This window comes from Mycobacterium sp. MOTT36Y, from assembly GCF_000262165.1.
Classification (GTDB): domain Bacteria; phylum Actinomycetota; class Actinomycetes; order Mycobacteriales; family Mycobacteriaceae; genus Mycobacterium; species Mycobacterium intracellulare.
The window spans coordinates 1,135,626-1,161,077 of the sequence record NC_017904.1; the positions used below are offsets into that span (position 1 = coordinate 1,135,626).

Genomic DNA, 25,452 nt, shown 5'->3' on the forward strand with positions numbered 1-25,452 from the left:
CTGTGAGCCTGAGCCTGGGAATAGTCGGCCTGCCGAACGTCGGCAAGTCCACTTTGTTCAATGCGCTGACCCGGAACAACGTGGTGGCGGCCAACTACCCGTTCGCGACGATCGAACCCAACGAGGGCGTCGTTCCGTTGCCCGATCCGCGGCTGGACAAGCTGGCGGAGATGTTCGATTCCGAGAAAATCGTGCCGGCGCCGGTCACATTCGTCGACATCGCCGGGATTGTGAAGGGCGCGTCCGAGGGCGCCGGGCTGGGCAACAAGTTCCTGGCCAACATCCGCGAGTGTGACGCGATCTGTCAGGTGGTGCGGGTGTTCGCCGACGACGACGTCGTACACGTCGACGGCAAGGTCGATCCGCGCTCCGACATCGAGGTGATCGAGACCGAGCTGATCCTCGCCGACATGCAGACCCTGGAAAAGGCCGTGCCGCGGCTGGAAAAGGAAGCCCGCAACAACAAGGAGCGCAAGCCCGTGCACGAGGCGGCCGTCGCCGCGGAGGCGGTGCTGAACTCGGGCAAGACGCTGTTCGCGGCCGGCGTCGACGCGTCCCTGCTGCGCGAGCTGAACCTGATGACCACCAAGCCGTTTCTGTACGTGTTCAACGCCGACGAGTCGGTGCTGACCGACGATGCCCGCAAGGCCGAGCTGTCCGCGATGGTCGCCCCCGCCGACGCGGTGTTTCTGGACGCGAAGATCGAGGCCGAGCTGCAGGAGCTCGACGACGAGTCCGCCGCCGAGCTGCTCGAGTCCATCGGGCAAACCGAGCGGGGGCTGGATGCGTTGGCGCGGGCCGGTTTTCACACACTCAAGCTGCAGACCTACCTGACGGCGGGCCCAAAAGAGGCGCGCGCCTGGGTGATTCACCAGGGCGACACCGCTCCCAAGGCCGCCGGGGTGATCCATACCGACTTCGAAAAAGGCTTCATCAAGGCCGAGATCGTGTCCTACGACGACCTGATCGCCGCGGGTTCGATGGCGGCGGCCAAGGCGGCCGGCAAGGTCCGCATGGAGGGCAAGGACTACGTCATGGCCGACGGTGACGTGGTGGAGTTCCGGTTCAACGTGTAGCGGCAAGCGAACCAGTAGCCAAGGCGGCCGTCAGCCCTGTCTCAGCGCCCACGCGTCGATATGGGAAGGGAGCTTGGACTGATGTCAGCCGTTGTAGGACTCGCGATAGAACGGCAGTGATCATCTAGGAACGCTAGAATTCTGTACATGGAGACTCTTCCGTTGGCGGAAGTTCGAGCCAACCTCTCAAAGTTGGTCGACGAGGCCGTGCGCACGCATCAGCGGGTCGAAGTCACCCGGCAAGGACGTCGAGCGGCAGTTCTTCTGAGTGCCGACGACTACGACTCGATCATGGAGACGTTGGACATCCTCGGCGACGCGGCTGCCATGGCTGCACTGCGGGAGGCGGACGCCGACATCGCCGCTGGGCGGCTCTACCCCGCCGACCAGGTTGAGGCGGAACTCCGCGCGAAGGGGATCGTGAAATAGCGGCGTACCGGATCGAGCTGACTCGCCGCGCTCGCAGAAGCCTGTCTGAGGAACTGCCCGAAGAGGTAGCGGCTGCCTGTTGGGAATTCATCACGAACGTACTGGCGCACAATCCGTTACGGGTTGGAAAGGCGCTGCGGGCTGACCTCGCGGGCAGGTTCTCCGCCCGGCGCGGGGATTTCAGGGTGATCTACGAAATCCACGACGACAAGGTCGTGATTCGGATTGTCGACGTGCGTCACAGGCGAGACGTTTATCGGTGAGTCATTTGGTGGAGTTCCGGTTCAACGTCTAGGCGCAACCTAAAATGAGATCCCAGCCGGAGCGACTCCTTGTGTCACGGGTTATTAGCTCGATTGCGCCCCGAGGCGCGGTTGAATTGGGGCCGCATTGCACGCATCGAATGATGCGCAGGGAGGTGCTCGATGAGGACAACAGTGACCCTTGACGATGCCTTGCTAGCCCGGGCGGCCGAACTGACCGGCGTGACGGAGAGCGTGGCGCTCCTGCATCACGGATTGGAGACGCTGATTCGTGTCGAGAGCGCTCGGCGGCTGGCAGCGCTCGGCGGAACTGACTCGAAGGCATCGGCCGCCCCTCGTCCGTGGCATCCACGTCGCGCATCACCGTGACGTTTGTCGGTAAGGCGACTTCGTCGAGTTCCCCTTGAACGGCAACCACGAGGAGGCACTATGCGGTGGCGAGGCGTCTGTCACGTCGAGTTCGCGGTGTTGGACTATGACGATTCGATCGCGTTCTACGACGCGTTGTTCGGCTGGCTCGGCTACAGCAGCTTCTCGTCGCTCAACATGGAATACGAGTCGACGTATTACATGACGCGTAATGTCAACCCGCACAGCTACATCGGCATCCAGCCCGCCCGCACCGGTGGAAAGTTGACGCACTCCGACCAGGCGGTCGGCATCAACCACATCGCGTTGTGGGCGCGCAGTCGAGCAGAGGTCGACCGCTTCCATCGGGAATTTTTGGTCGAACGTGCCATCCCCGTCACCGACGAGCCGAAGGAGTACCCGCAGTACTGGCCCGGCTACTACGCGGTGTTCTTCGACGACCCGATCAATGGGATTCACTGGGAGTTGGCCTGGGTGCCGAAAGTTCCTACGCCGCGCCAACTCTGGTCGTTCTACTGGGCAATTCGTGCATTCTCAAAGAGTCGACCGGACCTGGCGAACACGGTGCCAGGCGTTTCATTGCAGGCGAGGAGAACCCTGCCGACCCGATGATCGCCGTCGTTGTCGGGGGCGGCGATTAGCATCCTTCGCGCACGACACCCACACGCTATGGGCCCGCAGGAGGACCGCATGAAGTTCGTATCGACCCGCATCATCACCGCCGACGTCAAGCGGCTGGTGGGTTTCTACGAGATGGTCACCCAGATCGCGGCCGTGTGGGGCAACGAGTTATTCGCGGAGATTCCGACCCCGGCCGGCACGCTGGCCATCGGTAGCGACAAGACGGTGCCGCTGTTCGGGGCGGGATCGGCCGAGCCGGCGGCGAACCGGAGCGCCATCGTGGAATTCCTCGTCGAGAACGTCGACGCCGAATACGAGCGGCTGCGCGAGCGAGTCACCGAGATCGTGACGGTCCCGACGACCATGCCCTGGGGCAACCGCGCACTGCTGTTCCGAGATCCCGACGGAAACCTCGTCAACTTGTTCACGCCGGTCACCGACCAGGCACGCGCCAAGTTCGGGGTTTGATCGAGTTCCAAGACTTCAGCCAATCCGACCAATCGCTTGCCCGGATCCCGGTCCAGGGAAATCCTGGGGAGATGACGACTGTCAAGCGAACGGGACCGTGGCCGCGGCGGGCTGCGCGCGTGCTGGTGAGCAGCGGGTTGGCATTGTCCGCGTTGGGGCTGGCCGGCGGCCCGGCCGCGCAGGCGGCACCGGCGCCCACCGACCACTGGTGCCCGGGCGAGCCATGGAACCCGGCCTGGGGCAACGTCTTGGACTGGGACTGGAATCGCTGCCACGAGTGGCAACATCCGGGCGGCCCGACCGCCCCGTCGGGCTGGGGCCCCTGGGGCCCCCCGCCGGCGTGGGCGCCGCCGCAGCCACCTCAACCCGCGTGGGCGCCGGGGGCTCAACTGATGTGGAACCCGACTGACGCCGATTGGGGCCTGTGGAACAACGGGATATGGACGCCCATCTGAGCAGGCACCGTCGCGGGCCAGGCCCGCTTTGATCAGGCGCGTTTGGCGGCGCCAACGGTCGGCACTCCCGGCGTTAGGGTGAACTGTGGCCGCAGACGACCGCGCCGATCCGCCCGAGGAGCCGGAATGCGGGGCCGACGCGCTCGAGGAGCGCGAAAGGGCCCTGGTCCGGCGGGAGGCTGAGCTCCGAAAGCGCGAATTTCTGGCCGGCAGAAGGGACCGGGTCGCCGATCAGCGCGACCAGATTGCCGACGAGCGCGAGCGGGTGGCGGACGAACGTGAGCAGCGCGCGGACGAACGCGAGGGCACGAGCGAAGAGCAGGAACGCGCGCGATTGCGGCGCGCCGATGAAGGGGTGCAGCGCGCACAGGCGCGCGCGAAGCGGGACCAGGCCGACGTTGACCGCGAGATTGCGCAAAGCGAACGGGGCCCCGACCCCGCCTGATGGGCGACGCGACCGCGGGTATCGCCCTGAACAGAATCGCCTTAATGCGGGCAATTTGCCGCCAAAAATATACCCGTGTGTAATAAATGTGCTTTAGCTGCGGCACAGGTCATTGTTGGTTTAGCGAATGACGTGCGCCACAAATTTTGGTTGGCAATATATGTTATTGCTAGCCTCGCTGCCCATGGTCGTTATTGCTACATTGATGTCGTTGATCAATCAGGTCTCCGGCACGCCGTATATCGCGGGCGGAGATTCTCCCGCCGGGACCGATTGTTCGGGACTCGCTTCGTGGATTGCGAATGCCGCAACCGATAGGCCAGTTTTTGGGGATCGATTTAATACCGGAAACGAAGAAGCCGCGTTGCTGGCGCGTGGGTTCCAATACGGGACCGCGCCCAACGCCTTGGTCATCGGATGGAACGGTGGCCACACCGCGGTGACGCTGCCCGACGGGACGTCGGTGGCCAGCGGTGAGCGCGGCGGCGTCCACGTGGGCGGGCCCGGCGCCTACCAGGCCGGATTCACGCACCACATGTTCCTTCCGATGGAGTTGGAGGACGCGTTGCCGCCGCCGGACGCCCCTCCGCCGGCGGACGCTTTGCCGCCTCCGCCCGACGCCCCTCCGCCGGCGGACGCGCCCGCGCCCCCGCCCGAACAGCCCGCCGTTTTGATCGACGCTCCGGCGCCGCCGATGGACGCCCCGCCGGCACTTTAATTGTATTTGTCCGACAGCGCGGTAATTGCGGATTCATAACAAATGAAATAGGTGCCGTCGGCCTTTTATCGGTTCTTTCCGACGATTGGCGGCGGCCATCCCGGCGGGCCGGCACAATAGTGAAATGACACGATCACCGAGTCGTGTGTGAGCTACGACACTGCCTTCGGAAAAGTGGCGGAAGTGCGCGCCGCGGCGAAAGTTTCTCATGGGTTGCCTGTGACTCGTGAGAACACTTTGCTGCCGCCTTCGCTGACCGGAAACGCGCCCGACACCCCGCCGCGGCAGTGCCCGCCGCCAGATATGCTGGCGCTGCCCGCGGTGCGGGCACACCGAAATCGGCGAACCGAGGCGGGGGCCGCAATGATCTTCATCGTCGTCAAGTTCGAAACCAAACCCGACTGGACCGACCGGTGGCCTGAACTCGTCGCCGCGTTCACGGCGGCGACTCGCGCCGAGGAAGGCAACCTGTGGTTCGAGTGGTCGCGCAGCCTGGACAACCCGGCGGAGTACGTCCTGGTGGAGGCGTTCCGCGACGATGAGGCGGGCGGTGTCCACGTCAACAGCGATCACTTCAAACGGGCCATGCACGAACTTCCGCAGGCGTTGAAGTCGACGCCGAAGATCATCAACCAGACGCTCGATGCCACCGGCTGGTCCGAGATGGGCGAGATGGCGATCGGCTAGCCGCCGGCCACGGACGTCGGCGGCCGGCCTTGGACCATCAACGTCGCCGCGCCGCGATAGTGCCGACCCGAGAATCAGCGACGGTGACGTCCCGGTCGAACGGCGCGACCTGATCGTTCCAGCTGCGGAACTCGGTGTCCCACCCGAGGCCGTTGAGCCAACGCTCGGTGTCGAACTCAGCTCCGCCGACCGGGTTGGTCGCCGTCGCGGGGACGGTTGCCTCCCCGGCAACGAGGGTTCGCAGATCCCGGTACCGGGCATCATCGGGGTCGCTGATAAAACGGCCGACACCGAAGAGACTGCCTCGCGCGGACAATCCCGTCAGAGTCCGCACAACGTGCTGGTTCCACTCTTGCGTCAGGAAACCGAGCGTGCCTTCGTCAACCCAATATGTCGGTTCGTCCTCACGAAAGCCGTTCTCGCACAGTGGCGTAATCCAGTCGCCGCGCAGATCGGCGGCTACGACATGTCGCTGGCAATCGGGCACCGCCCCGGCCTCCTGCAAAACCGGCTCTTTGAACGCAAACAGCTCGGCTAAGTCGATCTCGAAGACCGCGACTCGCCGGTGCCATCCCATCCGGAATGCCCGCGTGTCCAATCCCGCGCCCAACAACACGATTTGATTGATGCCTGCCTCCACCGCTTCGCGAAGGCGATCATCGACCAACCGCACCCCAACGGTGCGGCCGTCGAAGAACTGGTCCGCCAGCGATTCCAGTTGTGCCCAACGCTCTGCGGTGAAGCCCGGGCGCGCCGCACCGACGAAATGATGCGCGAGCGGGTCGTCATATAGCCGATCGGGCCGCCTGGACTCGCGAGCGCGAATGACGGCGACGCCGATGGCCGTCAGTGCGACACCGTCAACGGGCACACGTGGTACGTGGTCAGACACCCTTCCCCCCAAGCTAGCCGGCCACTACGATCTCGATTTCGTCGCCCAGCGCGTATCCCGGTGTGAGCGGCAGGCTGTCACCGCTCCAGAACGAGCCGGGGTCAAACCAGTTCGAGTACTTCTCCGTGGCCATCAAACCCATTTCCTCGTAGGTGATGGCCACCGTTTCCGCGCAGTAGGCGGCCTCCAGGCCGAGGCGCTGGCGCTCCTTGCGCCGCAGCGTCGACTCTCGAACCTTCCTGTCCACGAACGGGATTCCGCGCGCCCAGTCGTACGCGTTCGGCAGGCGGCCGCGCAACCACCGGCCGGTCAGGCGCATGGTGGTCGGAAACGCGGTGCCGTCCATGCGGGCGATGACGCGCAGCAGCTTGTTCTCTTGCTCGCGGTTGGCCGGCGGCGTCAGCTGGCGCAGCCAGCACCGCTGGTGGTAGCGCTGGGTCCACTGCAAGACGGACTGCTGCAGATCGTTGAGTTGCACGCCCCGGTGGTTCGTCCCGGTCCACAGGTCGGCGAGCTTGTCGCCCAGTTCGGCGTGCCAGATCAGCGGCGGCAAGTCGTCGATGGCCACCGTCATGCCTACGTGGTTCACCGGGGCGTTCGTCAAGGTCTGGATGGCACGGTCGGGTCCCGAACCGCCGCGAAACAGCCAAAGATCGCCCGTGCGGGTTTCCTCGAGCGCTTGGTTCAAGGTGAGCATGGTTGTGTAAGCCCGTTCGCCGCTGCGGCTTTCGCCGATCTCCTCGTCTCCTGAGCCCGCCTGCGCGTCGCGGTGCCGTGCCTCGCGGGCACACCAGTCAATCACAACCAGCGCGCGACGACGGGGACTACGCATAGCCTGGTCTCATGCGCAGTGTGTGGAAGTGGCTGGGACTGGCCGGTGCCGCCGGCGTCGTCGCCGGGGGCGTGCTGGTGGCTCGCGATCAGCGCAAGCGACGCGCCTACACCGCCGACGAGGTCCGCAATCGGCTGCATCAGCGGTTGGCCGACTACGAAGGGGGAGGCCTTCAGTCCGGGCCGGGATCGGAGGAGGGCTCAACGGCGAACAACCGATAGCTGCCCGAAAAACCCTTCAGCTCGACGTCGCGGCCGCCGTCGAAACGGATGCCCTCGGACTCCGAAAGCGCGTCCCGCACCGGCTGACTCACCAAGATCTCGCCACCGGCGGCTTGTGCCGCGACCCGCGCCGCCATGGCGACATTGCGGCCGAACAAGTCATCGCCGCGGCGCACCGACCGTCCCATATGGATGCCGATCCGAACGCGAATCTCCTCGTGCCGCTTGCGGTTTGCGTCCCTGCGCAACGCGCGTTGCAGGTCGATCCCGCAGCGCACCGCCTCTTCGGCGCGCGCGAAGGCGATCATGAATCCGTCGCCCTGACTCTTCACCACGTGCCCGGACCGCCGCTGCACCAGATCCGAGACCAGCTTGTCGTGCGAGCTGATCAGTTTGACCCACGCCCGGTCCCCGATGCGCTCGTTCAGCGCGGTGGACTCCTCGATGTCGGAGAACAGGATCACCACCCGGCCGTCCGGCGTGACCCGCGCGAGGTCGGGCCGTTCGACCTCGGCCCAGTCCGCGAGGTCTTCGATCGAGCTGCGCACTGCCGCCCCGAAGCCCTCCTTGCGCACCAGGTTGGCGGTGTTCCACACCGTCTTCACGGCTTCGCGGCCGCCCGACAGCAACCAGCTGCGGGCGTCGTTTCGCTGGCGCAGCTCGTCGAGCTCGCGCTGACTGCGCGCCAGCAGCTGCCACAGCACCACCAACCCGATGGCCTCGATCGCAGCAAACCCGGCCAGAATGTAGACCGAGACATGCAGCGCGTCACCCATGCCGGTCATCCTTGCAAGGCCGCGGTCCGGCTAGGTTGTCGGCCCTGTGAGCAGTGTCTAGGGTTGAGTCCGCCGGCCGCGGGTAGTGATCTCAGGGGCGTCCCATCAGGTGACTTTCGGGAGGAGCGGTTTTGGCCGACGGCGACGGTGATTCATCCGACCTGCTGGTGATCTTCGGAATCACCGGCGACCTGGCGCGCAAGATGACGTTTCGCGCCCTGTATCGCCTCGAGCGCCGCGACGAGCTGCACCACCCGATCATCGGCGTGGCCAGCGACGACATCACCACCGAGCAGCTGCTGGACCGCGCGCGCGACGCCATCGAGAAATCGGGCGAGAAGTTTGACGACGCGGTGTTCGACCGGCTGGCCGGCCGGATCTCCTACTTGCACGGCGACGTCACCGATGCCGATCTCTACAAGCAGCTCGCCAAGAAGATCGATTCGGACGCGCATCCGCTCTACTACCTCGAGATGCCGCCGGCGCTGTTCGCGCCCATCGTGGAGAACCTGGCGAAGGCCGACCTGCTGGAGCGGGCGCGGGTGGCGATCGAGAAGCCGTTCGGCCACGACCTGGAATCGGCGCGCGACCTCAACGCCCGGCTGCGCGCGGTGCTCGACGAAGACCAAATCCTGCGCGTGGACCACTTTTTGGGCAAACAACCCGTCGAAGAACTGCAGTACCTGCGCTTCGCCAACAACGGCCTGGCGAAGCTGTGGGACCGCGAGAGCATCTCCGAGATCCACATCACCATGGCCGAGGACTTCGGGATCGAGGACCGCGGCAAGTTCTACGACGCGGTGGGAGCGCTGCGCGACGTCGTGCAAAACCATCTGCTGCAGGTGCTCGCGCTGGTCGCCATGGAGCCTCCGGTGGGCGCCGGCGACGACGACCTCAACGACAAGAAGGCCGAGGTTTTCCGGGCCATGCCCGCGCTGGACCCGGAGCGCTGCGTGCGTGGGCAGTACCGCGGTTATACCGAAGTCGCCGGCGTGGCAAAGGATTCCACCACCGAGACCTACGTCGCGCTGCGCACCGAGATCGACAACTGGCGCTGGGCCGGCGTGCCGATCTTCCTGCGCGCCGGCAAGGCGCTGCCGGAAAAGGTCACCGAGGTCCGGATGTTCCTGCACCATGTTCCCGGGTTTTCGTTCCTGCCCAACCGTCGCCCACCCGATCCCAACCAGATCGTGCTGCGCATCGACCCCGACCCCGGGATGCGGCTGCAGCTGTCCGCTCAGGTCGGCGATTCGTGGCACGACGTTCACCTGGACTCGTCGTTCGCCGAGGATCTCGGCGAGCCGGTACGCCCCTACGAACGGCTGCTCTACGCCGCGTTCAACGGAGATCGCCAGCTGTTCGCCCGCGAGGACGCCATCGAAGAGACGTGGCGGATCGTGCAGCCGTTGCTGGACAAGCCGGGTCGAATCCACCACTACGACCAAGGCTCCTGGGGGCCGGAGGCCGCCGAAGCGCTGGTGCGTGGCCACCACGCCTGGCAGGAGCCGTGGCTGCCGCGCAGCACGGCCACGAAACAGTAAGGAGACCAGGGACAGCATGCAGCTTGGGATGATCGGCCTCGGCCGGATGGGCGCCAACATCGTCCGACGCGTGGTCGCGGGAGGACATGAATGCGTGGTGTACGACCACAACCCCGACGCGGTGGAGGCGATGGCGGGGGAGGACAAGACCACCGGGGTGTCCTCGCTGCAAGAGCTCGCCGAGAAGATGACCGCGCCGCGCGTCGTATGGGTGATGGTGCCGGCCGGGACGATCACCACCGGAGTGATCGACGAACTGGCCAAGACCCTCGAGTCCGGCGACATCGTCATCGACGGCGGGAACTCCTACTACCGCGACGACATCAGCCACGCAAAGACGCTGTCGGAGAAGGGCATTCACTTCCTGGACTGCGGCACCAGCGGCGGGGTGTGGGGCCGCGAACGTGGGTACTGCCTGATGGTCGGCGGCGACGACGAAGCGTTCGCGCGCGCCGAGCCGATCTTCGCCACCGTCGCGCCGGGCGTCGACGCGGCCCCGCGCACACCGGGCCGCGACGGCGAGGTCGCGACGTCGGAGCAGGGGTACTTGCATTGCGGGCCGGCCGGCGCCGGGCACTTCGTGAAGATGGTGCACAACGGCATCGAGTACGGCATGATGGCCTCGCTCGCCGAGGGGCTGAACATTTTGCGCAACGCCGACATCGGCAAGCACGTCCAGGAAGGTGACGCGGAAACGGCGCCGCTGTCGAACCCGGAGTTCTACCAGTACGACTTCGACATCCCCGAGGTCGCCGAGGTGTGGCGGCGCGGCAGCGTCATCGGGTCCTGGCTCTTGGACCTGACGGCGATCGCCCTGCACGAATCCCCGGAGCTGAAGGAATTCTCCGGGCGCGTCTCGGACTCCGGAGAGGGACGGTGGACGTCCATCGCCGCGATCGACGAGGGAGTCCCCTCGCCGGTGCTGACTACCGCGTTGCAGTCGCGCTTCGCGTCGCGTTCGCTCGACGACTTCGCCAACAAGGCGCTTTCGGCGATGCGTAAGCAATTCGGCGGGCACGCGGAGAAGCCGGCGAACTGACCGAACCGGTCAGTGGCGTTGGACGAATTTCACCACGGCGTCGCTGAACGCGTCGTTGTCGTCGCCGGCCGCGGTGTGCCCGGCGTTGGACAGCTCGACGAACTCCGCGCGCGGCACGGTGGCCAGGAAGTGCCGAACGCCCTCGGGGCTCACCACGTCGGAGAGCTTGCCACGGATCAGCAGGACGGGAATCCTCAGGTTCTTGGCGGCCTGTTCGAAGCTCTCGGTGCGCAGTTCGGGATCGTCGCCGGGCTTGGTCATGAACGCCGGGTCCCAGTGCCAGTACCAGCGGCCGTCGCGCAGGCGCAGGTTCTTCTTCAGCCCCTCGGGGCTGCGGGGCTTGCTGCGGTAGGGCAGGTAGGCGGCGACGGCGTCGGCCGCTTCCTCCAGCGACTCGAACCCCTCGAGGCCGCTGAACATGAAATCGCGGATGCGGGCGCTGCCGCCCTTCTCGAAGCGGGGTACGACGTCGACCAGCACCAGGCGGGTCACCTTCGCCGGGCCGGCCCGGTGCGCGGCGAGGATGCCGGTCAACCCGCCCATGCTCGCCCCGATGATGGTCACCGGCCGCCCGATCGCGTCCAGCACCCGCAGGACGTCGGTCGTCAACGTCTCGATCTCGTAGTCGGCATCGGGTGAGCGATCGCTGTCACCGTGCCCGCGGGAGTCCAGGGCCACCACATGCAAACCCTCGTCGGCCAGCCGCTGGCCGGTGTTCTTCCAGGAAAACCGGTTCTGGCCGCCCCCGTGCAGCATCAGAATGCTCGGCCGGCCGGCGGCATCGGTGCCCCGATTCCATTCGTCGGCGATCAGGGTGATGCCTTTGGCGCCGGCAAACTCAACCGTCTGGGGGCTGCTGCTGACGGTGCTCATGCGTCCTGACGTTACATAGGTCGCATAAGCACTCTTGCGCGGGTCGACGACGCGATGACTTTCCGTGTTCGCGGGGGTCTGTCTGTCGAACCCCCACGAGCGACCCAGGAGGCCATGCACATGCCATCGATCACCCCGTCGTTATGGTTCGACGACAACCTGGAGGAAGCCGCCGGCTTCTACACCTCGGTGTTCCCGAACTCCCACATCGAGGGGCTCAACCGGACCACCGACGCCGGACCGGGGCAGCCCGGCACCGTCCTGTCCGGCAGCTTCGTGCTCGACGGCGCCCGGTTCATCGGGATCAACGGCGGTCCGCACTTCCAGTACAGCGAGGCGGTCTCCTTCACGGTCGGATGCAAGGACCAGGACGAGGTCGACTACTACTGGGACCGGTTGACCGACGGCGGCGAGGAATCGCAATGCGGCTGGCTCAAGGACCGCTTCGGCCTGAGCTGGCAAATCGTCCCCGATCGGCTCTACGAATTGATCGGCGATCCCGATCGCGCCCGGGCGGCGGCCGCCACCCGGGCGATGTACGGCATGCGCAAGATCATCATCGCCGAGCTGGAACGGGCCGCGGAGGCGTCCGGCGACCCCGCGCGGTGATGACTCACTCTGACCGCGAAACCCCCTGAGGCGGGCCATATTTGACGAATATCCCGCGCCGGTCGGTGCATCGCGGAGTCCCACGGGTTAGGTTTGTCCGTGCGGACGCGCCGAACAGGAGTGGATATGGCGGACAACGCGAGATGACCGAGCCGCGGTGGATCGACGTGCCGGGGCCGCCCGGGGATCTCAAGGCGCTGACCTGGGGACCCGCCGACGGTCCGATCGCCCTATGCCTGCACGGCTTTCCCGACACGGCCTACGGCTGGCGCAAGATGGCCCCGCTCCTCGCGGCGGCGGGCTGGCGGGTCATCGCGCCGTTCATGCGCGGATACGCGCCCTCGTCGATTCCCGAGGACGGCAGCTATCACGTCGGGGCGATCATGGACGACGCCCTGCGCGTGCGGGCGGCCGCGGGAGGAACCGACCGCGACGTGGTGATCGGTCACGACTGGGGTGCGCTGGCGGCCACCGGCCTGGCCGCGATGCCCAACAGCCCGTTCACCAAAGCCGTGATCATGTCGGTGCCGGTCTCGGCCGCGTTCCGGGGGCAGGTGAGCGAGCGGGGCCGGCTGGCCCGTCAGCTGCCGCGCCAGTTGTTGCGCAGCTGGTACATGTTTTATTTCCAATTGCCTTTGCTGCCAGAGCGTTCCGCGCGCTGGATCTTGCCGCTGCTGTGGCGGCGATGGTCGCCGGGCTATCGCGGTGCCGACGAGGATCTGCGGCACGTCGACGCCGCGATCGGCACACCGGAAAGTTGGCGCGCGGCCCTGGGGACCTACCGGGCCACCCTGCGCAACACCAAGCCCCCGCAGCGGTACGCCGAGCTGAACGAGCGCTGGACCGAGGCGCCCATCCTGCCGAGCTTGTATCTGCACGGCCTCGACGACGGTTGCATGACTCCGGCTTTCGCGCACTGGACGGAAAAAGTGCTGCCACCCGGAAGCGACGTGGCCATCATCGATCACGCCGGGCATTTCCTGCAGCTCGAACAGCCCGAGAAGGTGGCCGAGCGGGTGCTTGCGTTCGTTGGCCCACCCGGCTGACGCGATGACTGCGCGCCGGATGGCGGCCGTCGATGCGCAGTTCTACTGGATGTCGGCGAAAATCCCCAGCGACGAGTTCCTGCTGTACGCCTTCGCCGGCGAGCCCGCCGACCTCGGCCGTGCCGTCGAACAGGTTCGCCGCCGGGCGAATGGTTGCCCCGCCCTGTCGGTGCGGGTCCACGACCGGTCCTTACTGAGGTATCCGCAGTGGGTTCCCGCTCGGGTGGTGTCGGAGCAGATCGTGCGCCACGAGCTCGTCGAGCGCGGCTGGGGTGCGTGCCTGGCGGCGGTCGCCGGCCTCGCCGACAGCCAGCTGGACGTTCGCCGGATGCCGTGGCGGGTGCACCTGTTCACGCCGGTGGACGGCATCCCGGGCGTCGACGGCCCGGGCGCGGTCGCGGTCGTGCAGCTCGCGCATGCGCTGGCAGACGGGGGTCGCGGTGCGGCGATGGCGGCCTGGCTGTTCGGCCGGGACGTTCCGGTGCCCGAGGTGCGACGGTTGCCGGCGGGGTTCCTGCCGTGGCGGGCCGTGCAGGCGGCCCGCGCCGACCGCCGCCGGGTCCGCGATATCCGCGCGGGCGTGCTGACGCCTGGTGCCGGGCCCCGCCCGCTGTTGCCGACGAATGCCCGCCCGAACGGCGCGCGCTCGGTGCGCACGCTGGTGCGTCCCCGCGCGCAGCTTCGCGGGCCCACGGTGACCGTCGGGGCTCTCGCCGCCGTGTCGACCGCGCTGTATCGACTGCTGGGACCGGGATCCGAGACGTTAGGGGCCGAAGTCCCGATGGCCAAACCCGGTGTGCCTCATGCCAATAACCACTTCGGGAACGTGGTCGTCGGGCTGTACCCACAGCTTGATCTGGATGCGCGGCTGCGGCGGATCGCGGCCGAGTTGGCCGATGGCCGGCGCCGGTTCGAGCATCCGGCCACGCGGACCGCCGACCGGGCCTTCGCCGCGGTGCCCGCACCGCTGTTGCGTTGGGGGATCAACCAGTTCGACCTCGACCAGCGTCCGACGCAGGTGGCCGGCAACACCGTGGTGTCCAGCGTTTACCGCGGCGCCGCCGACCTGAGTTTCGGCGGCGCCCCGGTGGTGCTGACGGCCGGATATCCGGCGCTGTCGCCGATGATGGGTCTGACGCACGGCGTGCACGGCATCGGCGACACCATCGCGATCAGCGTGCACGCGGCGGCCTCGGCCATTCCCGATATCGACGCCTACACGGCGCTGCTCGACGAGGCCCTTTAGCTATTGCGCGTCGCCGGATCTGGCCGCTTCCTCGCGGGTCAGGCCGACGGCGACGATGAGTTCTTCGTGCAGCTCGAACCACACCGTGTGGTAGGAGTCGACCAGCGGCCTGGCCAGCCAGGAGGTCTCCCCGGCCTTGATTTTGTCCAATGCCGCAGCAAGTTTCGTCGCGTAGGCATTGAGCCGGGGCAGTTGGGCCGCGGCGGCCTCGACGATCGGCACGGCGCGGGCGTGCACGTCGTCGAGGCGGGCGAGCACGGCGGCGTCGTACTCGGCGTCGTCGTGGGTGTTGGGAACGCCGCCGGGGCCTCCCCTGAGCTGCCAATCCGTCACGAGGCGCTTGAAGTCGGCGTTGACAGCGCGAAAGTCGTGGTACACGGCGGCCATCGCGCCCGCATCGATGCCCTCGCGCTCCTCGGCCAGCAGCGTCGCCAACCGGTCGCTGCCGGCGCGGGTGATCTGCACGGTTGCGCCCTCGGCCAGCAGGCCCGCCGCGGTCAGTTGCTCGACGATGGTAGTGATGTCGCCGGGATCGGCCCCCAATGTCGCGGCCAGATCGGTTCTGCTCACCCGGCCCTTGAGCCGGACCCCTTGCAGCACATCCAGTTCGGTCATGGCGCCGCCCCCGCGGCCAGCCGCAGCGCGGTCAGCATGACGATCAACGGGGTGGCCGAGACCACGTCGGTGTGTCCGCGGTCGATGGCGGCACGCACGGCGGCCTCGGAGTTGTCGTCCAGCCGCGGATGGTCTCCGGTGACGTGGGCGCGCAGCGGGCTGACGCGTCGCGCGATGTCGGCCAGCTCGCGCAGCTCCGGCGAATCGTCTTCCGACCACGCGGACAAGGCCAAAAGGCCTTCGCGCACTTCACCTTCGGCGCCATCGACGGTGATCTGTCTGCCTGCCAGCGACGCCGCCACGCCCTGGCCGCAGCCCACCACCGCCACCCGGCCCAATTCGCGGCTGACCACCGCCGCATGACTGGCGGCGCCACCCACCTCGGTGACGACGCCCTGCGCCGCCAGCATCCCCGACACGTCTTCGGGCCGGGTGTGATCGCGCACCAGGATCACTCGTTCGCCACGGTCGGCGGCACGCAGCGCCTCGTCGACGTCGGTGTATGCCGTGCCCGACGCCACGCCCGGGCAGGCCGGCAGCCCCTTGGCCAAAAGCGGCGCCGCCAAGCGTATTTCGGGCTGAAGCGCGGGAAGCAGTAGGGTCTGCACGTGGGCCGGGGTCACCCGCCGCAGTGTTTCCGCGTCGTCGATGAGTCCCTCGTGCCGCAGCTGCAGCGCCGTGCGCACCGCGGCCTGCGCCGACCGCTCCGCCGCCCGGGTCTGCAGCAACCACAGTTTGCCGCTTTCGACGGTGAACTCGATCTCTTGGACGTCGGCATCCAGCCGCTCGAGGGTGCCGGCGGCGGCGACCAGCTCGTCGTAGACGGCCGCCTGCTCGTCGCGCAGCGCGGTGATCGGTTGCACCTCAACCGATCCCGACACCACGTCGTCGCCCTGGCCGCCGGGGAGCCACTCGCCGAACGGCTCGTTGTCGCCGGTTATCGGATTGCGTGAAATGAATGCCCCGGCACCGGAATTGGGGCCGTAATTCCCGAACACCATGGCCTGGACGACCACGGCGGTGCCGTGCTGATCACCGAAACCGTAGTGGGTGCGGTAGGCGACCGCGCGGGGCGAGTTCCACGAGGCGAACACGGCCTCCACGCCGGCGCGCAATTGAGCGTACGGGTCGGACGGAACGTCGTGCTGCTCACCGCCGCCCACGATGCGGCGGTACATGTCGCAGAACCGCCGGCGGGTGTCGCGGGCGAACGTCGGGTCGCCCGCCGCCAACGCCTGCTCGACGTCGTCGTTGATGCCCAGGTCCAAGATGGTGTCCATCATGCCCGGCATGGACTGGGTGGCGCCCGAGCGCACGCTGACCAGCAGGGGATTCGGTCCCCGTCCGAACGTGCGCGAGGTCTGGGTCTCCAGCCAGCCCATCCGGTCGAGCACGTCGTCCCAGATGGCGTCCATCGTCGCCGCGGGGTCGGCGAGGTACCGCAGCCCCACCGCGGTGGTGATGCAGAAGGCGGGCGGCACCGGCAGCTGGTGGCGGCGCATCGTCTGGATGCCGTGGCCCTTGTTGCCCAGCAGTTCGCGCGGGTGGTTCGATGCGCCGTCCAGTAACACCACGGGATGCTCGGCACGCGTGGCCCCGCTCGACGCATGGCGGTGGGCGCCGCTACCTGATGCGGTGCGAGCCGTGGTGCACCCCCTTTGTGGACTTAGCTACCGATGCCGACGTCGGAACGCCCGCTATGTTCCCACACGTACCAGCGGATAAAGCGCCGTAGCTGCTCGGCGGCTCTTGTCTTGCCACCCGCCCCATGATCTAGGTTTACAGTTATGACTTCATATGACACGTTCCATGACGTCGGAGTACTGATCCTGCGGCTGGTGTTGGGCGTGACGTTGGCCGCGCATGGCTACAACAAGTTCTTCGGCGGCGGCCGCATCCCGGGCACCGCACGGTGGTTCGAGAGCATCGGCATGAAACCCGGAAAGTTTCACGCCACGGTGGCGGCGACCACGGAAATGGCCGCTGGCCTGGGCCTGGCGGCGGGTTTGCTCACCCCCATCCCGGCCGCGGGCTTCGTCTCGCTGATGCTGGTCGCGGCCTGGACCGTGCACCGCGCCAACGGCTTCTTCATCGTCAAGGAGGGCTGGGAATACAACCTGGTGCTCGCCGTCAGCGCGGTCGTCGTGGCCACGCTGGGCGCCGGGAAGTACAGCCTGGACTACCTGGTCTTCGGGAAGAACTGGATGGACGGCTGGCACGGCCTGCTGATCTCGGTGGTGCTCGGCCTGGCCGGTGCCATCGGCCAGCTGGTCATCTTCTATCGGCCGCCGGCCAAGCAAGCCGGCTAGCCACGGCGCCCCCCGCGCCGAACGTCGAGTTGTCGGGCCGACACGCCGGCGACGCGCGCAACTAGTCGACGCTCGAGGCCGCCACGGTCGCCGTGTCGGCCGCGGTCACCTCGGCCGCGGCGCGCTCCCCGGAGCGGATCGCGCCGTCGACCCACCCGCACATGACGGCCGAGCTCTCGGTGCCGGCCCAGTGGATGCGGCCGCAGGGTTCGCGCAGGGTGTAACCGAATTCGGTCAGCACGCCGGTGGGCGCGTGGCTGATCATGCCGCCGCCGGAATAGCGCTCCACCGTCCAGTTCTGTTCGTGGAATTCGCGGTAATCGTTCGCCTTGCTCCCGAAGCGGTCGACCAGCTCGCCGATGATGACCGCTTGGCGTTCCGCCGCGCCGAGCCTGCCGAGCCGTCGCGCCGCGGGCCCCTCGCTGATGACGCACATGACCCCCGGGTTGCCCGTGTCGGTGCAGGCGTCGATGGTCAGCGTCGCCGGGCATCCCGGCGCGGCCGACTGGCCGGACAGCCCGTCGGCCCGCCAGAAGGGCTCGTCGTAGACGACCGAGATCTTGACGACCGCGCCGCTCGGCATGCGCTGGTGCAGAAACGCCCGATCCACCGGCAGGGCCGGTTCGTAGGCGATCGACGTGGCGATCGCCAGCGGGATCGCCACGATCACCCGCCGCGCCCGCACCGTCATGCCCTCCGCGCTGACGGTGACGCCGTCGGCGTCCTGCGCGACCTGCCGGACCGGCCGCGACAGGTGCACCGCATCACCGAGCTCGGCGGCGATCCGTCGGTAGATGGCGCCCATGCCGCCGACCGGGCGGGCGTCCTGGGAGCCGCCCTTGCCGGAAATGGCGAACGTCGGGCCGCCGGCCGATCCCGTCTGCAGCAGCGCCCACAGCAACGACGTCTCGGATCCCGCCGAGGTGTACAGGCCGGACAGGGCCATGTCCAGCATTTCCCGGGCCGCCTTGGACAGCGTGTGCTTCTCGATCCACTCGCCCAGGCTGATCCGGTCCCACGCGACGGCTTGCGTTGCCTCCCAAGGGGCTTCGCGCGGGAGCGCTTTGCACATTCTCTCGAACGACATCAGGGCGAGGCCCAGGTTGGTGACGGCCCACGGGCTCATCGTCCAGGGGATGGTGCCGCCGTAGCGGTGCTTCTTGCCGCCGACGATCATCATCGCGTCGCCGTCGTTGTGCTGCTTGTACTCCGGCACGCCGAACTCGTTCATCAGCGCGTAGATCCGGTCCTGGCCCGGGCCGATCCACGCGCCGCCGCGGTCGATCCACGTCCCGTCCGGGCGGGTCTCGGTGAAGGTGCGCCCACCGACCCGGTCGCGCGCCTCCAGCAAGGCCACCGATCGGCCGGCCCGCTTGAGCCGCAAGGCGGCCGTCAGGCCCGCGAATCCCGCTCCGACCACGCAATAATCGACGTCGGACATGACCGGCTCCTCACCGTAGTCCCGCCCCAGCAGCAAACTACACCGACGGCGGCGTCCGCGACAGCGAGTTCACCCGGATTTCTGAGCCGACGGTGCGGTCGGCGGCTCACGGAACCACGGGCACATGGCGGTCGTCGGCGGGACCGTTGTTGCCGAACTCGCCCGGCGGCGGGGGCGGAGGTACCACCCGTGGCGACCGCTGCCGTCCACACTTGCCTTGACGAGGGAAGCAACCGCAGTTGAGGCCGATGATGCAGCCAGTGAATCCCGCACCGCCAGCGCGGCTTTCGGGCGAAGCCGGAAGCGGTTGCGCCGGCACCCCGCCGAACGAAGCCGCCGTCATGGTGATCGGCGGGCTCGCTGACCTCGCGACGACGCCGTCGTCGCATCCGACCGCCGAGACAAGCAGCGCGGCACCACCGAGAATTGTGAGGGTCTTCGCGACCAAGAATGTAGACAAAATTTCTCCCTGAAATAGAAGGTCCCGCGCGGACACCCGCCGATTGAGACAGGTGTGCGGTGGCGCGTGAGCAGCAGGAGTTAACGTCGATGCGCCTGAGCGGCCATCGGGCATGGCATGACGGCCGGTCCTGGCCGATCAGCGTCTGGAGACGCAGAGCCGGGTCAAAAGATCTTGGGCGCCAAGGGAAGTGCCGGGTGCACACGAGTTGACGGCGTCGGCTCGCCAACTCGACATGGATGAGGCCGGCGACGGTGACCACGGCGGCGCCGGCGTCCAGCGCGGCGAATTCGCCTGCCGGCCATGAGGTCCGGCCACGGTCGCGGGAGGCTTGTGGTACTCGGCGGACAAACCCTGGTCAGGAGCCGGGTGGTCGTCGTGGCCAATAGCGGCGACCACCGGATGCGGGGCCGCGGACGCGGGAGGCCCGGACCCCGCTGACTCCGAGCGCGACGGGCTGGATCCGACGACCGCGGCTAACAACACCACCATGGCGGCGATCGCAATGACCGGGCGCGACCGTCGCGGTCTGGTTCCGTCGTTGAACCACACAATGATTCAATTCTAGCGACGGCGCGCTGGGCGCTGGGCGAAACTCTGGCCGATCTCATATGTGCCGACCGTGGCCATACAGGCGGCAGATCAGTCCGGTTCGCCGTACTCGTCGAACCAGTACGCCAGTTTGCCGCGGCGACTCACCGCGCGGAGCCTGCGCTCGGTGGGGGCGCGCGTCTTGGGTGTCGTGACGATCAGCAGCTCATCGCCGGCCTGGATGCGGGTATGGGGCTGGGGGACGAAGGTGCGGCCCTTACGGATGATGAGCGTGATGACGGCCGGGTCCGGTAGCCGCAACTCGAGCACCGAGACGTTGTGCAGCCGCGACGGTGGCGACACCGTCATCGTCAACAGTTCGGCCTCCAACACGTCCAGCGGCGCCGCTTCCACCTGGATCTCCCTCGTGGCTTCACGCGAGATCAGCCCGATCCTGTGCGCCAGCAGGCTCAATCCGGGGCCCTGGATCAGGGTGAACACCACGACCAAAATGAACACGATGTTGAGCAGCCGGTAGCTGTCCCCGACCCCTTCGACGATGGGAAACGTCGCCAGCACAATGGGGACCGCGCCGCGCAACCCGGCCCACGAGAGGAACACCTGCTCGCGCCACGGCACCCGAAACGGGGCCAGGGAGATCAAGACCGAGAGCGGCCGACCGAGCAACAGCAACACCCCGCCCACGACGATCGCCGGGATCAGTTCGCTGCCCAATTGGCTCGGGCTCACCAACAGGCCGAGGAGCACGAACAGCCCGATCTGGGCCAGCCAGCCGAGCCCCTCCGCGAAGGACCGGGTGGCCGAGCGATGGGGCAACCCGGAGTTCGCCAATATCACCGCCGACAGATACGCGGCGATGAACCCGCTGGCGTGGGCGCTGGCGGCCGCGGCGAACGCCACCATGCCCAGCGCGAATGTCGCCAACGGATAGAGGCCGGAGGCCGGCAGCGCCGCCCGTCGCATCGCGAAGGCGCCCAGCACGCCGCTGAACAGGCCGACCGCGACGCCCACGACCAGCTCGTACACCACGCCAGTCGCGGCGGTTCCCGGCGCCAGCGTCAGGGGGCTCGTGCTGAACATGAGCACGAGAATCGCGGCGGGCGCGTCGTTGAATCCGGACTCGGCCTCAAGAAGACCGGCGAGGCGCCTGGGCAGCGGTAGGACGCGCAGGACCGAGAACACCGCGGCGGCATCGGTGGGCGAAACGATCGCCCCGAGCAACAACGAGAGCTGCCAGTTGATGCCGAGCAGCAGGTGCGCGCCCGCGGCGGTGATCACCATGCTGATGCCCACCCCGAGGGTGGCCAGCACACCCGCGGGTGCCAGCAGCTTGCGGATGTCGGCGAACCGCGTCGTCAATCCGCCTTCGACCAGAATGACGGCCAGCGCCGTCGTGCCGAGGTCGCTGGCGAGCTGGACGTCGTTGAATTCCAGCCCCAGCCCGTCGTTGCCGAGGGCGACACCGACCGCGAGGAACAGCAGTAGGCTGGGCAACCCCACTTTGGCGGCCGCCCGGGTGGCGACGATGCTGGCCAGCAGCACGAGGCCCCCGACCAGCAGCGTCACGTATAGCTGCTGCAAGGTCATGTTGTTCATCGCCGTTCGGTCGCGGCTCAGGCCAGCGAAGTCGGGTTGTGTGCAAGTGAATCACTAGTAACACTAATGACTAGCTGGGGTACACGCCGACCAGCCGTCAGGAGAGTGGATAGTGCGCATCGGGATCGCCGGCGCGGGCGCGGTCGGTCGTTCGGTCGCACTCGAGCTACTCGAGGCCGGTCACCGGGTCTTGCTGATCGAGCGCAACGTCGACCATTACGTACCGCAGACGGTGCCCGACGCGGAGTGGTTACTCGCCGACGCGTGCGAGCTGGCGTCGCTCCAAGAGTCGGGACTGCAGCTGTGCGATGTCGTCATCGCGGCAACCGGCGACGACAAGGTGAACCTCGCGGCGGCGTTGTTGGCCAAGGCCGAGTTCGGGGTCGCTCGAGTGGTGGCGCGCGTCAACGATTTGAGAAACGAGTGGCTGTTCACCGAGGCGTGGGGCATCGACGTGGCGGTCTCCACGCCCCGCGCCATGGTGGCCGGGGTCGAGGGGGCCATCGACGTCGGCCACCTCGTGCAGCTGATGGGGCTCGCGCGCGGTCAGGTCGGCCTGTCGAAACTGACACTGCCGGTGGACAACCCGCTTGTCGGCCGCCGGATTAGTGACCTGCCGCTGCCCGACAACGCCGCGTTGATCACCGTGCTGCGCGCCGGCAGCGTCATCTTGCCGCAGCCCGACGACGTGCTCGAGGCCGGCGACGAAATGTTGTTCGTCGCAGGCAGTGCCGCCGAGAATCAGGTCCGCGCCCTCATCGTCCAGGGCGCCCCGGCCCGGGCGGCGCGCCGGCGTGAAATACGGGCCGACCCGGTGAGAAACTTGCCCGCCTAGTTCGGGCCCAACGCGTGCCACCTACCTAGAACACGTTCTAGTCTGTGGAACCATGGGATTTCTGAAGCCCGAGCTACCGCAGCTCGACATGGCCGAATGGAACAAGGGCAGCCGCAGCGACAAGATCCGCCCGATGGCCAAGCACTGGGCCGAAGTCGGCTTCGGCACGCCGGTCGCGCTGCACCTGTTCTACGTCGTCAAAATCCTGCTCTACATCCTCGGCGCGTGGGTGTTCGCCTCGGCCACCCGCGGCCTCGGCGGGTTCACACAGGTCGCGTCGTGGTGGTCGGAGCCGATCGTGTTCGAGAAGGTCGTGCTCTACACGATGCTGTTCGAGGTGATCGGATTGGGCTGCGGCTTCGGCCCGCTGAACAACCGGTTCTTCCCGCCGATGGGTTCGGTCCTGTACTGGATGCGCTTCGGCACCATCCGGCTGCCACCCTGGCCGGACCGCGTGCCACTGACCAAGGGCACGAAGCGCAAACCGATCGACGTGGCCCTGTATGCGCTGTTCCTTCTGGTGACGTTCGCGGCGCTGTTCGCCGACGGCACCGGGCCGATCCCCGAACTGGGCACGACCATCGGGCTGCTGCCCGCATGGAAGGTCGTGCTGATCCTGCTGCTGCTCGCGGTGCTCGGCCTGCGCGACAAGGTGATCTTCCTGGCCGCGCGTGGCGAGGTCTACGCGACGATGGCGGTGACGTTCCTGTTCGCCGCGCCCGACATGATCATCGGCTCCAAGGTGGTGTTCCTGGTGATCTGGATGGGCGCCGCGACATCCAAACTCAACAAACACTTTCCGTTCGTGATCTCCACGATGATGTCGAACAATCCGCTGGTGCGGCCGCGCTGGCTGAAAAGGCGCTTCTTCGAGAAGTTCCCGGACGACCTGCGGCCGGGGTGGCTGTCGCGGTGGCTGGCGCACCTGAGCACCGCCATCGAGATGCTGGTGCCGCTGCCGCTGTTCTTCTGTCACGGCGGCTGGCCCGTCACGGTGGCCGCCGTCGTCATGGTGTGCTTCCACCTCGGCATCCTGGTCTCGATCCCGATGGGCGTGCCACTGGAGTGGAATGTCTTCATGATCTTCGGGGTGCTGTCGCTGTTCGTCGCCCACACCCAGCTCGGTCTCGCGGACCTCAAGCACCCGGTGGTGGTGGCGATCCTGTTTGTCGTGATCGCGGGAATCGTTCTGCTGGGCAACATGTTTCCGCGCAAGATCTCGTTTCTGCCCGGGATGCGGTACTACGCGGGCAACTGGGACACCACGCTGTGGTGCATCAAGCCGTCCGCCAACGACAAGATCGGCAGGGGCATCGTGGCGATCGCCAGCATGCCGCAGGCCCAGCTGGAACGGTTCTACGGCAGCCCGGAGGCGGCGCAGATCCCGCTCTACATGGGATATGCGTTCCGCGGCTTCAACACTCACGGCCGGGCGCTGTTCACGCTGGCGCACCGCGCCATGGCCGGCCAGAACGAGGACGACTACGTCCTCACCGACGGCGAGCGGATCTGCAGCACCGCGATCGGCTGGAACTTCGGCGACGGCCACATGCACAACGAGCAGCTGATCAGCGCGCTGCAGGAGCGCTGCCACTTCGAACCGGGTGAGGTCCGCGTGGTTCTGCTTGACGCGCAACCGATTCACAAGCAGACGCAGGCGTATCGGTTGGTCGACGCCGCGACCGGTGAGTTCGAGCGCGGCATCGTCCGGGTCGCCGACATGGTCACCCGCCAGCCCTGGGCCGACGACGTTCCCGTCGAGGTGGTGTCGGGGTAGGCGCGGTTGTAACGCCACGGCGACATTTCCCGCCTCAAAGTCAAGTGGCTAATGCATTTTTGTTAGGCGGCTTGGTCGAGGAGGGCGGCCAGGCGTTGGGCGGGGGTGTCGAGGTCAAGGGTTGGGCGCGGTCGTCGGTTGAGGGTGTCTTGGATGCGTTTGAGGTCTGCTGGGGTGTAACCGCTGAGGTCGCTGCCCTTTTCGAACCAGAAGCGCAGGAGGCGGTTGGTGTTTTCGTTGGTGCCGCGTTGCCAGGGCGAGTGCGGATTGCAGAAATAGACCGGGGTGTTGAGTTGCAGGTGAATGTCGCGCCAGCGGGCCATTTCGCTGCCACGGTCCCAGGTGATTGATCGACGAAGGTGTTCGGGTAACTGGCGCATCGCTTCGATCATCGCGCCGGCCACCGTCTCGGCGGTGTGATCGCCGGGCAAATGCAGCAGCATCGTAAAGCGGGTGGACCGCTCGACCAGGGTGCCGATGGCGCTGTTGGGGCCGACGATCAGATCACCTTCCCAGTGGCCGGGCACCGCGCGGTCGGCGGCCTCGGCGGGCCGGTCGCTGATGGTGAACACATCGTGGAATTTCCCCCGCCGTTCGGTGTGGTCCCGGGATTTGCGGGCCGCGCGTTTCGTCGACAAACGCTTACTCAGGTCGGCGCGCAGTTGACCACGAGTTTGGACGTAGAGGCACTGGTAGATGGTTTCGTGGCTCACCCGTGCCAGCCTGTCATCGGGGTGATCGCGCGCCAAGACATCGGCGATCAGTTTGGGACTCCATCCCTGATCCATCCAGTCCTCTATGGCCTCGCATAGCGCGCGGTCTTGGAGTTTGAATGCTTTGGGACGCTTGGCTTTCTTGGCGGCGCGGGCATGGGCAAGACCAGCGTGGTAATCCCCGTCGGGATTGCGATTGCGTTTGAGCTCACGGGAGATGACGCTGGCGTCGCGGTCGAGCTCGTCGGCGATCTCGACCTGGGTGAGGCCCTTGTCCAGACCCCGCATAATCACCAGGCGTTCATCGAAACTGAGCCGGTGTCCCCGCGCGCCCGGCCGGGTCAGATCACCTGGTTCGGCAAGGCCGGTATCAGAGCCCGTACCACTTCGTAATTGCATTGATCCAGCGTCATGCCACCAGCTCCATCCGGTCTGGATCGACACACCGACCTGACGGCCGGCTTCACGCAATGATTCCCCTGCACACACCCGATCAAAGAACTCTCGCCGCATCGAACGCGGATAAGCAACTGACACCTGCAACCTCC

Annotated in this window: 28 protein-coding genes; 19 read left to right on the plus strand and 9 right to left on the minus strand. The window is 67.0% G+C overall.

The window, feature by feature from the left end; all coding sequences use genetic code 11:
- Positions 1 to 2: 2 nt before the first annotated feature.
- The 10 genes from ychF (at position 3) to W7S_RS05640 (ending at position 5,531) form a co-directional block, all read left to right on the plus strand.
- Positions 3 to 1,076, plus strand: a complete 1,074-nt coding sequence (gene ychF, locus W7S_RS05610; protein WP_008254380.1) for a redox-regulated ATPase YchF — start codon at positions 3 to 5, stop codon at positions 1,074 to 1,076.
- A 147-nt stretch (positions 1,077 to 1,223) separates the two neighbouring features.
- Complete coding sequence (locus W7S_RS05615) at positions 1,224 to 1,505, plus strand: type II toxin-antitoxin system Phd/YefM family antitoxin (protein WP_008254382.1); 282 nt, start codon at positions 1,224 to 1,226, stop codon at positions 1,503 to 1,505.
- Positions 1,506 to 1,606: 101 nt separating this feature from the next.
- On the plus strand, positions 1,607 to 1,768 hold the full coding sequence (locus W7S_RS27415; RefSeq protein ID WP_332479044.1) for a type II toxin-antitoxin system RelE/ParE family toxin: 162 nt from the start codon (positions 1,607 to 1,609) through the stop codon (positions 1,766 to 1,768).
- A gap of 162 nt (positions 1,769 to 1,930) precedes the next feature.
- Positions 1,931 to 2,137 (plus strand): type II toxin-antitoxin system VapB family antitoxin, encoded by a 207-nt coding sequence (locus W7S_RS25900; protein ID WP_008254383.1) that lies wholly within the window; start codon positions 1,931 to 1,933, stop codon positions 2,135 to 2,137.
- Between the two features lie 60 nt (positions 2,138 to 2,197).
- The gene (locus W7S_RS05620) at positions 2,198 to 2,749 is read left to right on the plus strand and encodes a VOC family protein (RefSeq protein WP_008254384.1); all 552 of its coding nucleotides are present in this window, start codon (positions 2,198 to 2,200) and stop codon (positions 2,747 to 2,749) included.
- Between the two features lie 78 nt (positions 2,750 to 2,827).
- A complete protein-coding gene (locus W7S_RS05625) occupies positions 2,828 to 3,226 on the plus strand; it encodes a VOC family protein (protein WP_014711055.1) in 399 nt (132 codons plus the stop codon).
- Positions 3,227 to 3,297: 71 nt separating this feature from the next.
- On the plus strand, positions 3,298 to 3,681 hold the full coding sequence (locus W7S_RS25905) for a hypothetical protein (RefSeq protein WP_170320554.1): 384 nt from the start codon (positions 3,298 to 3,300) through the stop codon (positions 3,679 to 3,681).
- A gap of 85 nt (positions 3,682 to 3,766) precedes the next feature.
- Complete coding sequence (locus W7S_RS27280) at positions 3,767 to 4,126, plus strand: hypothetical protein (protein WP_170320555.1); 360 nt, start codon at positions 3,767 to 3,769, stop codon at positions 4,124 to 4,126.
- Positions 4,127 to 4,310: 184 nt separating this feature from the next.
- Positions 4,311 to 4,844 (plus strand): C40 family peptidase, encoded by a 534-nt coding sequence (locus W7S_RS05635; protein WP_168160311.1) that lies wholly within the window; start codon positions 4,311 to 4,313, stop codon positions 4,842 to 4,844.
- Between the two features lie 363 nt (positions 4,845 to 5,207).
- A complete protein-coding gene (locus W7S_RS05640; RefSeq protein WP_008254389.1) occupies positions 5,208 to 5,531 on the plus strand; it encodes a putative quinol monooxygenase in 324 nt (107 codons plus the stop codon).
- A 37-nt stretch (positions 5,532 to 5,568) separates the two neighbouring features.
- Here the strand turns inward: W7S_RS05640 and W7S_RS05645 are convergent, their stop codons facing one another.
- Together W7S_RS05645 and W7S_RS05650 are read right to left on the minus strand one after the other, a co-directional pair.
- Positions 5,569 to 6,402 carry an SAM-dependent methyltransferase gene (locus W7S_RS05645; RefSeq protein WP_008254390.1) on the minus strand — a complete coding sequence of 278 codons (834 nt, stop codon included), beginning with the start codon at positions 6,400 to 6,402 and terminating at the stop codon, positions 5,569 to 5,571.
- 34 nt (positions 6,403 to 6,436) lie between these two features.
- Entirely contained in the window at positions 6,437 to 7,120 is a 684-nt protein-coding gene (locus W7S_RS05650) for a hypothetical protein (RefSeq protein WP_036429152.1), read from the minus strand.
- A gap of 146 nt (positions 7,121 to 7,266) precedes the next feature.
- On the opposite strand from W7S_RS05650, the gene W7S_RS25910 reads away from it, so the two are divergent.
- The gene (locus W7S_RS25910) at positions 7,267 to 7,476 is read left to right on the plus strand and encodes a hypothetical protein (protein ID WP_072501223.1); all 210 of its coding nucleotides are present in this window, start codon (positions 7,267 to 7,269) and stop codon (positions 7,474 to 7,476) included.
- Here the strand turns inward: W7S_RS25910 and W7S_RS05655 are convergent.
- Complete coding sequence (locus tag W7S_RS05655; RefSeq protein WP_036428593.1) at positions 7,428 to 8,261, minus strand: adenylate/guanylate cyclase domain-containing protein; 834 nt, start codon at positions 8,259 to 8,261, stop codon at positions 7,428 to 7,430. The two genes, W7S_RS25910 and W7S_RS05655, sit on opposite strands and share 49 nt — an antisense overlap.
- Positions 8,262 to 8,383: 122 nt before the next feature.
- On the opposite strand from W7S_RS05655, the gene W7S_RS05660 reads away from it, so the two are divergent.
- Positions 8,384 to 9,793 carry a glucose-6-phosphate dehydrogenase gene (locus W7S_RS05660; RefSeq protein WP_008254396.1) on the plus strand — a complete coding sequence of 470 codons (1,410 nt, stop codon included), beginning with the start codon at positions 8,384 to 8,386 and terminating at the stop codon, positions 9,791 to 9,793.
- Entirely contained in the window at positions 9,735 to 10,832 is a 1,098-nt protein-coding gene (gene gnd, locus W7S_RS05665) for a phosphogluconate dehydrogenase (NAD(+)-dependent, decarboxylating) (RefSeq protein ID WP_332481264.1), read from the plus strand. Before W7S_RS05660 ends, gnd begins: the two co-directional genes overlap by 59 nt.
- Positions 10,833 to 10,841: 9 nt before the next feature.
- Here gnd and W7S_RS05670 read toward each other — a convergent pair whose 3' ends face one another.
- Positions 10,842 to 11,705: an alpha/beta fold hydrolase gene (locus W7S_RS05670; RefSeq protein WP_008254400.1), complete on the minus strand. Its 864-nt coding sequence runs from the start codon at positions 11,703 to 11,705 to the stop codon at positions 10,842 to 10,844.
- A gap of 120 nt (positions 11,706 to 11,825) precedes the next feature.
- Here W7S_RS05670 and W7S_RS05675 point away from each other — a divergent pair, with 120 nt between their 5' ends.
- From W7S_RS05675 to W7S_RS05685, 3 genes are all read left to right on the plus strand, one after another.
- Positions 11,826 to 12,314, plus strand: a complete 489-nt coding sequence (locus tag W7S_RS05675; RefSeq protein ID WP_036429154.1) for a VOC family protein — start codon at positions 11,826 to 11,828, stop codon at positions 12,312 to 12,314.
- A gap of 143 nt (positions 12,315 to 12,457) precedes the next feature.
- The gene (locus tag W7S_RS05680) at positions 12,458 to 13,360 is read left to right on the plus strand and encodes an alpha/beta fold hydrolase (RefSeq protein ID WP_008254405.1); all 903 of its coding nucleotides are present in this window, start codon (positions 12,458 to 12,460) and stop codon (positions 13,358 to 13,360) included.
- A 4-nt stretch (positions 13,361 to 13,364) separates the two neighbouring features.
- A complete protein-coding gene (locus tag W7S_RS05685; RefSeq protein ID WP_008254407.1) occupies positions 13,365 to 14,606 on the plus strand; it encodes a WS/DGAT domain-containing protein in 1,242 nt (413 codons plus the stop codon).
- On the opposite strand, the gene W7S_RS05690 is transcribed toward W7S_RS05685, so the two are convergent.
- The gene (locus tag W7S_RS05690; RefSeq protein WP_008254409.1) at positions 14,607 to 15,221 is read right to left on the minus strand and encodes a hypothetical protein; all 615 of its coding nucleotides are present in this window, start codon (positions 15,219 to 15,221) and stop codon (positions 14,607 to 14,609) included.
- On the minus strand, positions 15,218 to 16,795 hold the full coding sequence (locus W7S_RS05695) for a pyruvate, phosphate dikinase (RefSeq protein ID WP_008254411.1): 1,578 nt from the start codon (positions 16,793 to 16,795) through the stop codon (positions 15,218 to 15,220). Before W7S_RS05695 ends, W7S_RS05690 begins: the two co-directional genes overlap by 4 nt.
- Before the next feature lie 213 nt (positions 16,796 to 17,008).
- Here W7S_RS05695 and W7S_RS05700 point away from each other — a divergent pair, with 213 nt between their 5' ends.
- On the plus strand, positions 17,009 to 17,530 hold the full coding sequence (locus W7S_RS05700) for a DoxX family protein (protein WP_008254413.1): 522 nt from the start codon (positions 17,009 to 17,011) through the stop codon (positions 17,528 to 17,530).
- A gap of 61 nt (positions 17,531 to 17,591) precedes the next feature.
- Here the strand turns inward: W7S_RS05700 and W7S_RS05705 are convergent, their stop codons facing one another.
- Complete coding sequence (locus tag W7S_RS05705; RefSeq protein WP_008254415.1) at positions 17,592 to 18,971, minus strand: FAD-dependent oxidoreductase; 1,380 nt, start codon at positions 18,969 to 18,971, stop codon at positions 17,592 to 17,594.
- 1,102 nt (positions 18,972 to 20,073) lie between these two features.
- Positions 20,074 to 21,570, minus strand: coding sequence for a potassium/proton antiporter (locus W7S_RS05710; RefSeq protein WP_008254417.1), 1,497 nt, complete (start codon positions 21,568 to 21,570; stop codon positions 20,074 to 20,076).
- Positions 21,571 to 21,691: 121 nt separating this feature from the next.
- Between W7S_RS05710 and W7S_RS05715 the strand changes: the two genes are divergently transcribed.
- Complete coding sequence (locus tag W7S_RS05715; RefSeq protein WP_008254418.1) at positions 21,692 to 22,414, plus strand: TrkA family potassium uptake protein; 723 nt, start codon at positions 21,692 to 21,694, stop codon at positions 22,412 to 22,414.
- A 52-nt stretch (positions 22,415 to 22,466) separates the two neighbouring features.
- Positions 22,467 to 24,191, plus strand: a complete 1,725-nt coding sequence (locus tag W7S_RS05720; RefSeq protein WP_008254420.1) for a DUF3556 domain-containing protein — start codon at positions 22,467 to 22,469, stop codon at positions 24,189 to 24,191.
- A 62-nt stretch (positions 24,192 to 24,253) separates the two neighbouring features.
- Here W7S_RS05720 and W7S_RS05725 read toward each other — a convergent pair whose 3' ends face one another.
- Positions 24,254 to 25,447: an IS30 family transposase gene (locus tag W7S_RS05725; protein ID WP_369751691.1), complete on the minus strand. Its 1,194-nt coding sequence runs from the start codon at positions 25,445 to 25,447 to the stop codon at positions 24,254 to 24,256.
- Positions 25,448 to 25,452 lie beyond the last annotated feature (5 nt).

Coding starts and splice junctions, on each gene's coding strand:
- W7S_RS05710 (WP_008254417.1), bottom strand. CDS start 21,570: ATGACCTTGCAGCAGCTATACGTGACGCTGCTGGTCGGGGGCCTCGTG.
- W7S_RS05685 (WP_008254407.1), top strand. CDS start 13,365: ATGACTGCGCGCCGGATGGCGGCCGTCGATGCGCAGTTCTACTGGATG.
- W7S_RS05655 (WP_036428593.1), bottom strand. CDS start 8,261: ATGACCGGCATGGGTGACGCGCTGCATGTCTCGGTCTACATTCTGGCC.
- W7S_RS05670 (WP_008254400.1), bottom strand. CDS start 11,705: ATGAGCACCGTCAGCAGCAGCCCCCAGACGGTTGAGTTTGCCGGCGCC.
- W7S_RS05650 (WP_036429152.1), bottom strand. CDS start 7,120: ATGCTCACCTTGAACCAAGCGCTCGAGGAAACCCGCACGGGCGATCTT.
- W7S_RS05705 (WP_008254415.1), bottom strand. CDS start 18,971: ATGTCCGACGTCGATTATTGCGTGGTCGGAGCGGGATTCGCGGGCCTG.
- W7S_RS25910 (WP_072501223.1), top strand. CDS start 7,267: ATGCGCAGTGTGTGGAAGTGGCTGGGACTGGCCGGTGCCGCCGGCGTC.
- W7S_RS25900 (WP_008254383.1), top strand. CDS start 1,931: ATGAGGACAACAGTGACCCTTGACGATGCCTTGCTAGCCCGGGCGGCC.
- W7S_RS05700 (WP_008254413.1), top strand. CDS start 17,009: ATGACTTCATATGACACGTTCCATGACGTCGGAGTACTGATCCTGCGG.
- W7S_RS05625 (WP_014711055.1), top strand. CDS start 2,828: ATGAAGTTCGTATCGACCCGCATCATCACCGCCGACGTCAAGCGGCTG.
- W7S_RS05635 (WP_168160311.1), top strand. CDS start 4,311: ATGGTCGTTATTGCTACATTGATGTCGTTGATCAATCAGGTCTCCGGC.
- W7S_RS25905 (WP_170320554.1), top strand. CDS start 3,298: ATGACGACTGTCAAGCGAACGGGACCGTGGCCGCGGCGGGCTGCGCGC.
- W7S_RS05675 (WP_036429154.1), top strand. CDS start 11,826: ATGCCATCGATCACCCCGTCGTTATGGTTCGACGACAACCTGGAGGAA.
- W7S_RS05680 (WP_008254405.1), top strand. CDS start 12,458: ATGACCGAGCCGCGGTGGATCGACGTGCCGGGGCCGCCCGGGGATCTC.
- W7S_RS05690 (WP_008254409.1), bottom strand. CDS start 15,221: ATGACCGAACTGGATGTGCTGCAAGGGGTCCGGCTCAAGGGCCGGGTG.
- W7S_RS05720 (WP_008254420.1), top strand. CDS start 22,467: ATGGGATTTCTGAAGCCCGAGCTACCGCAGCTCGACATGGCCGAATGG.
- W7S_RS05620 (WP_008254384.1), top strand. CDS start 2,198: ATGCGGTGGCGAGGCGTCTGTCACGTCGAGTTCGCGGTGTTGGACTAT.
- W7S_RS05615 (WP_008254382.1), top strand. CDS start 1,224: ATGGAGACTCTTCCGTTGGCGGAAGTTCGAGCCAACCTCTCAAAGTTG.
- W7S_RS05640 (WP_008254389.1), top strand. CDS start 5,208: ATGATCTTCATCGTCGTCAAGTTCGAAACCAAACCCGACTGGACCGAC.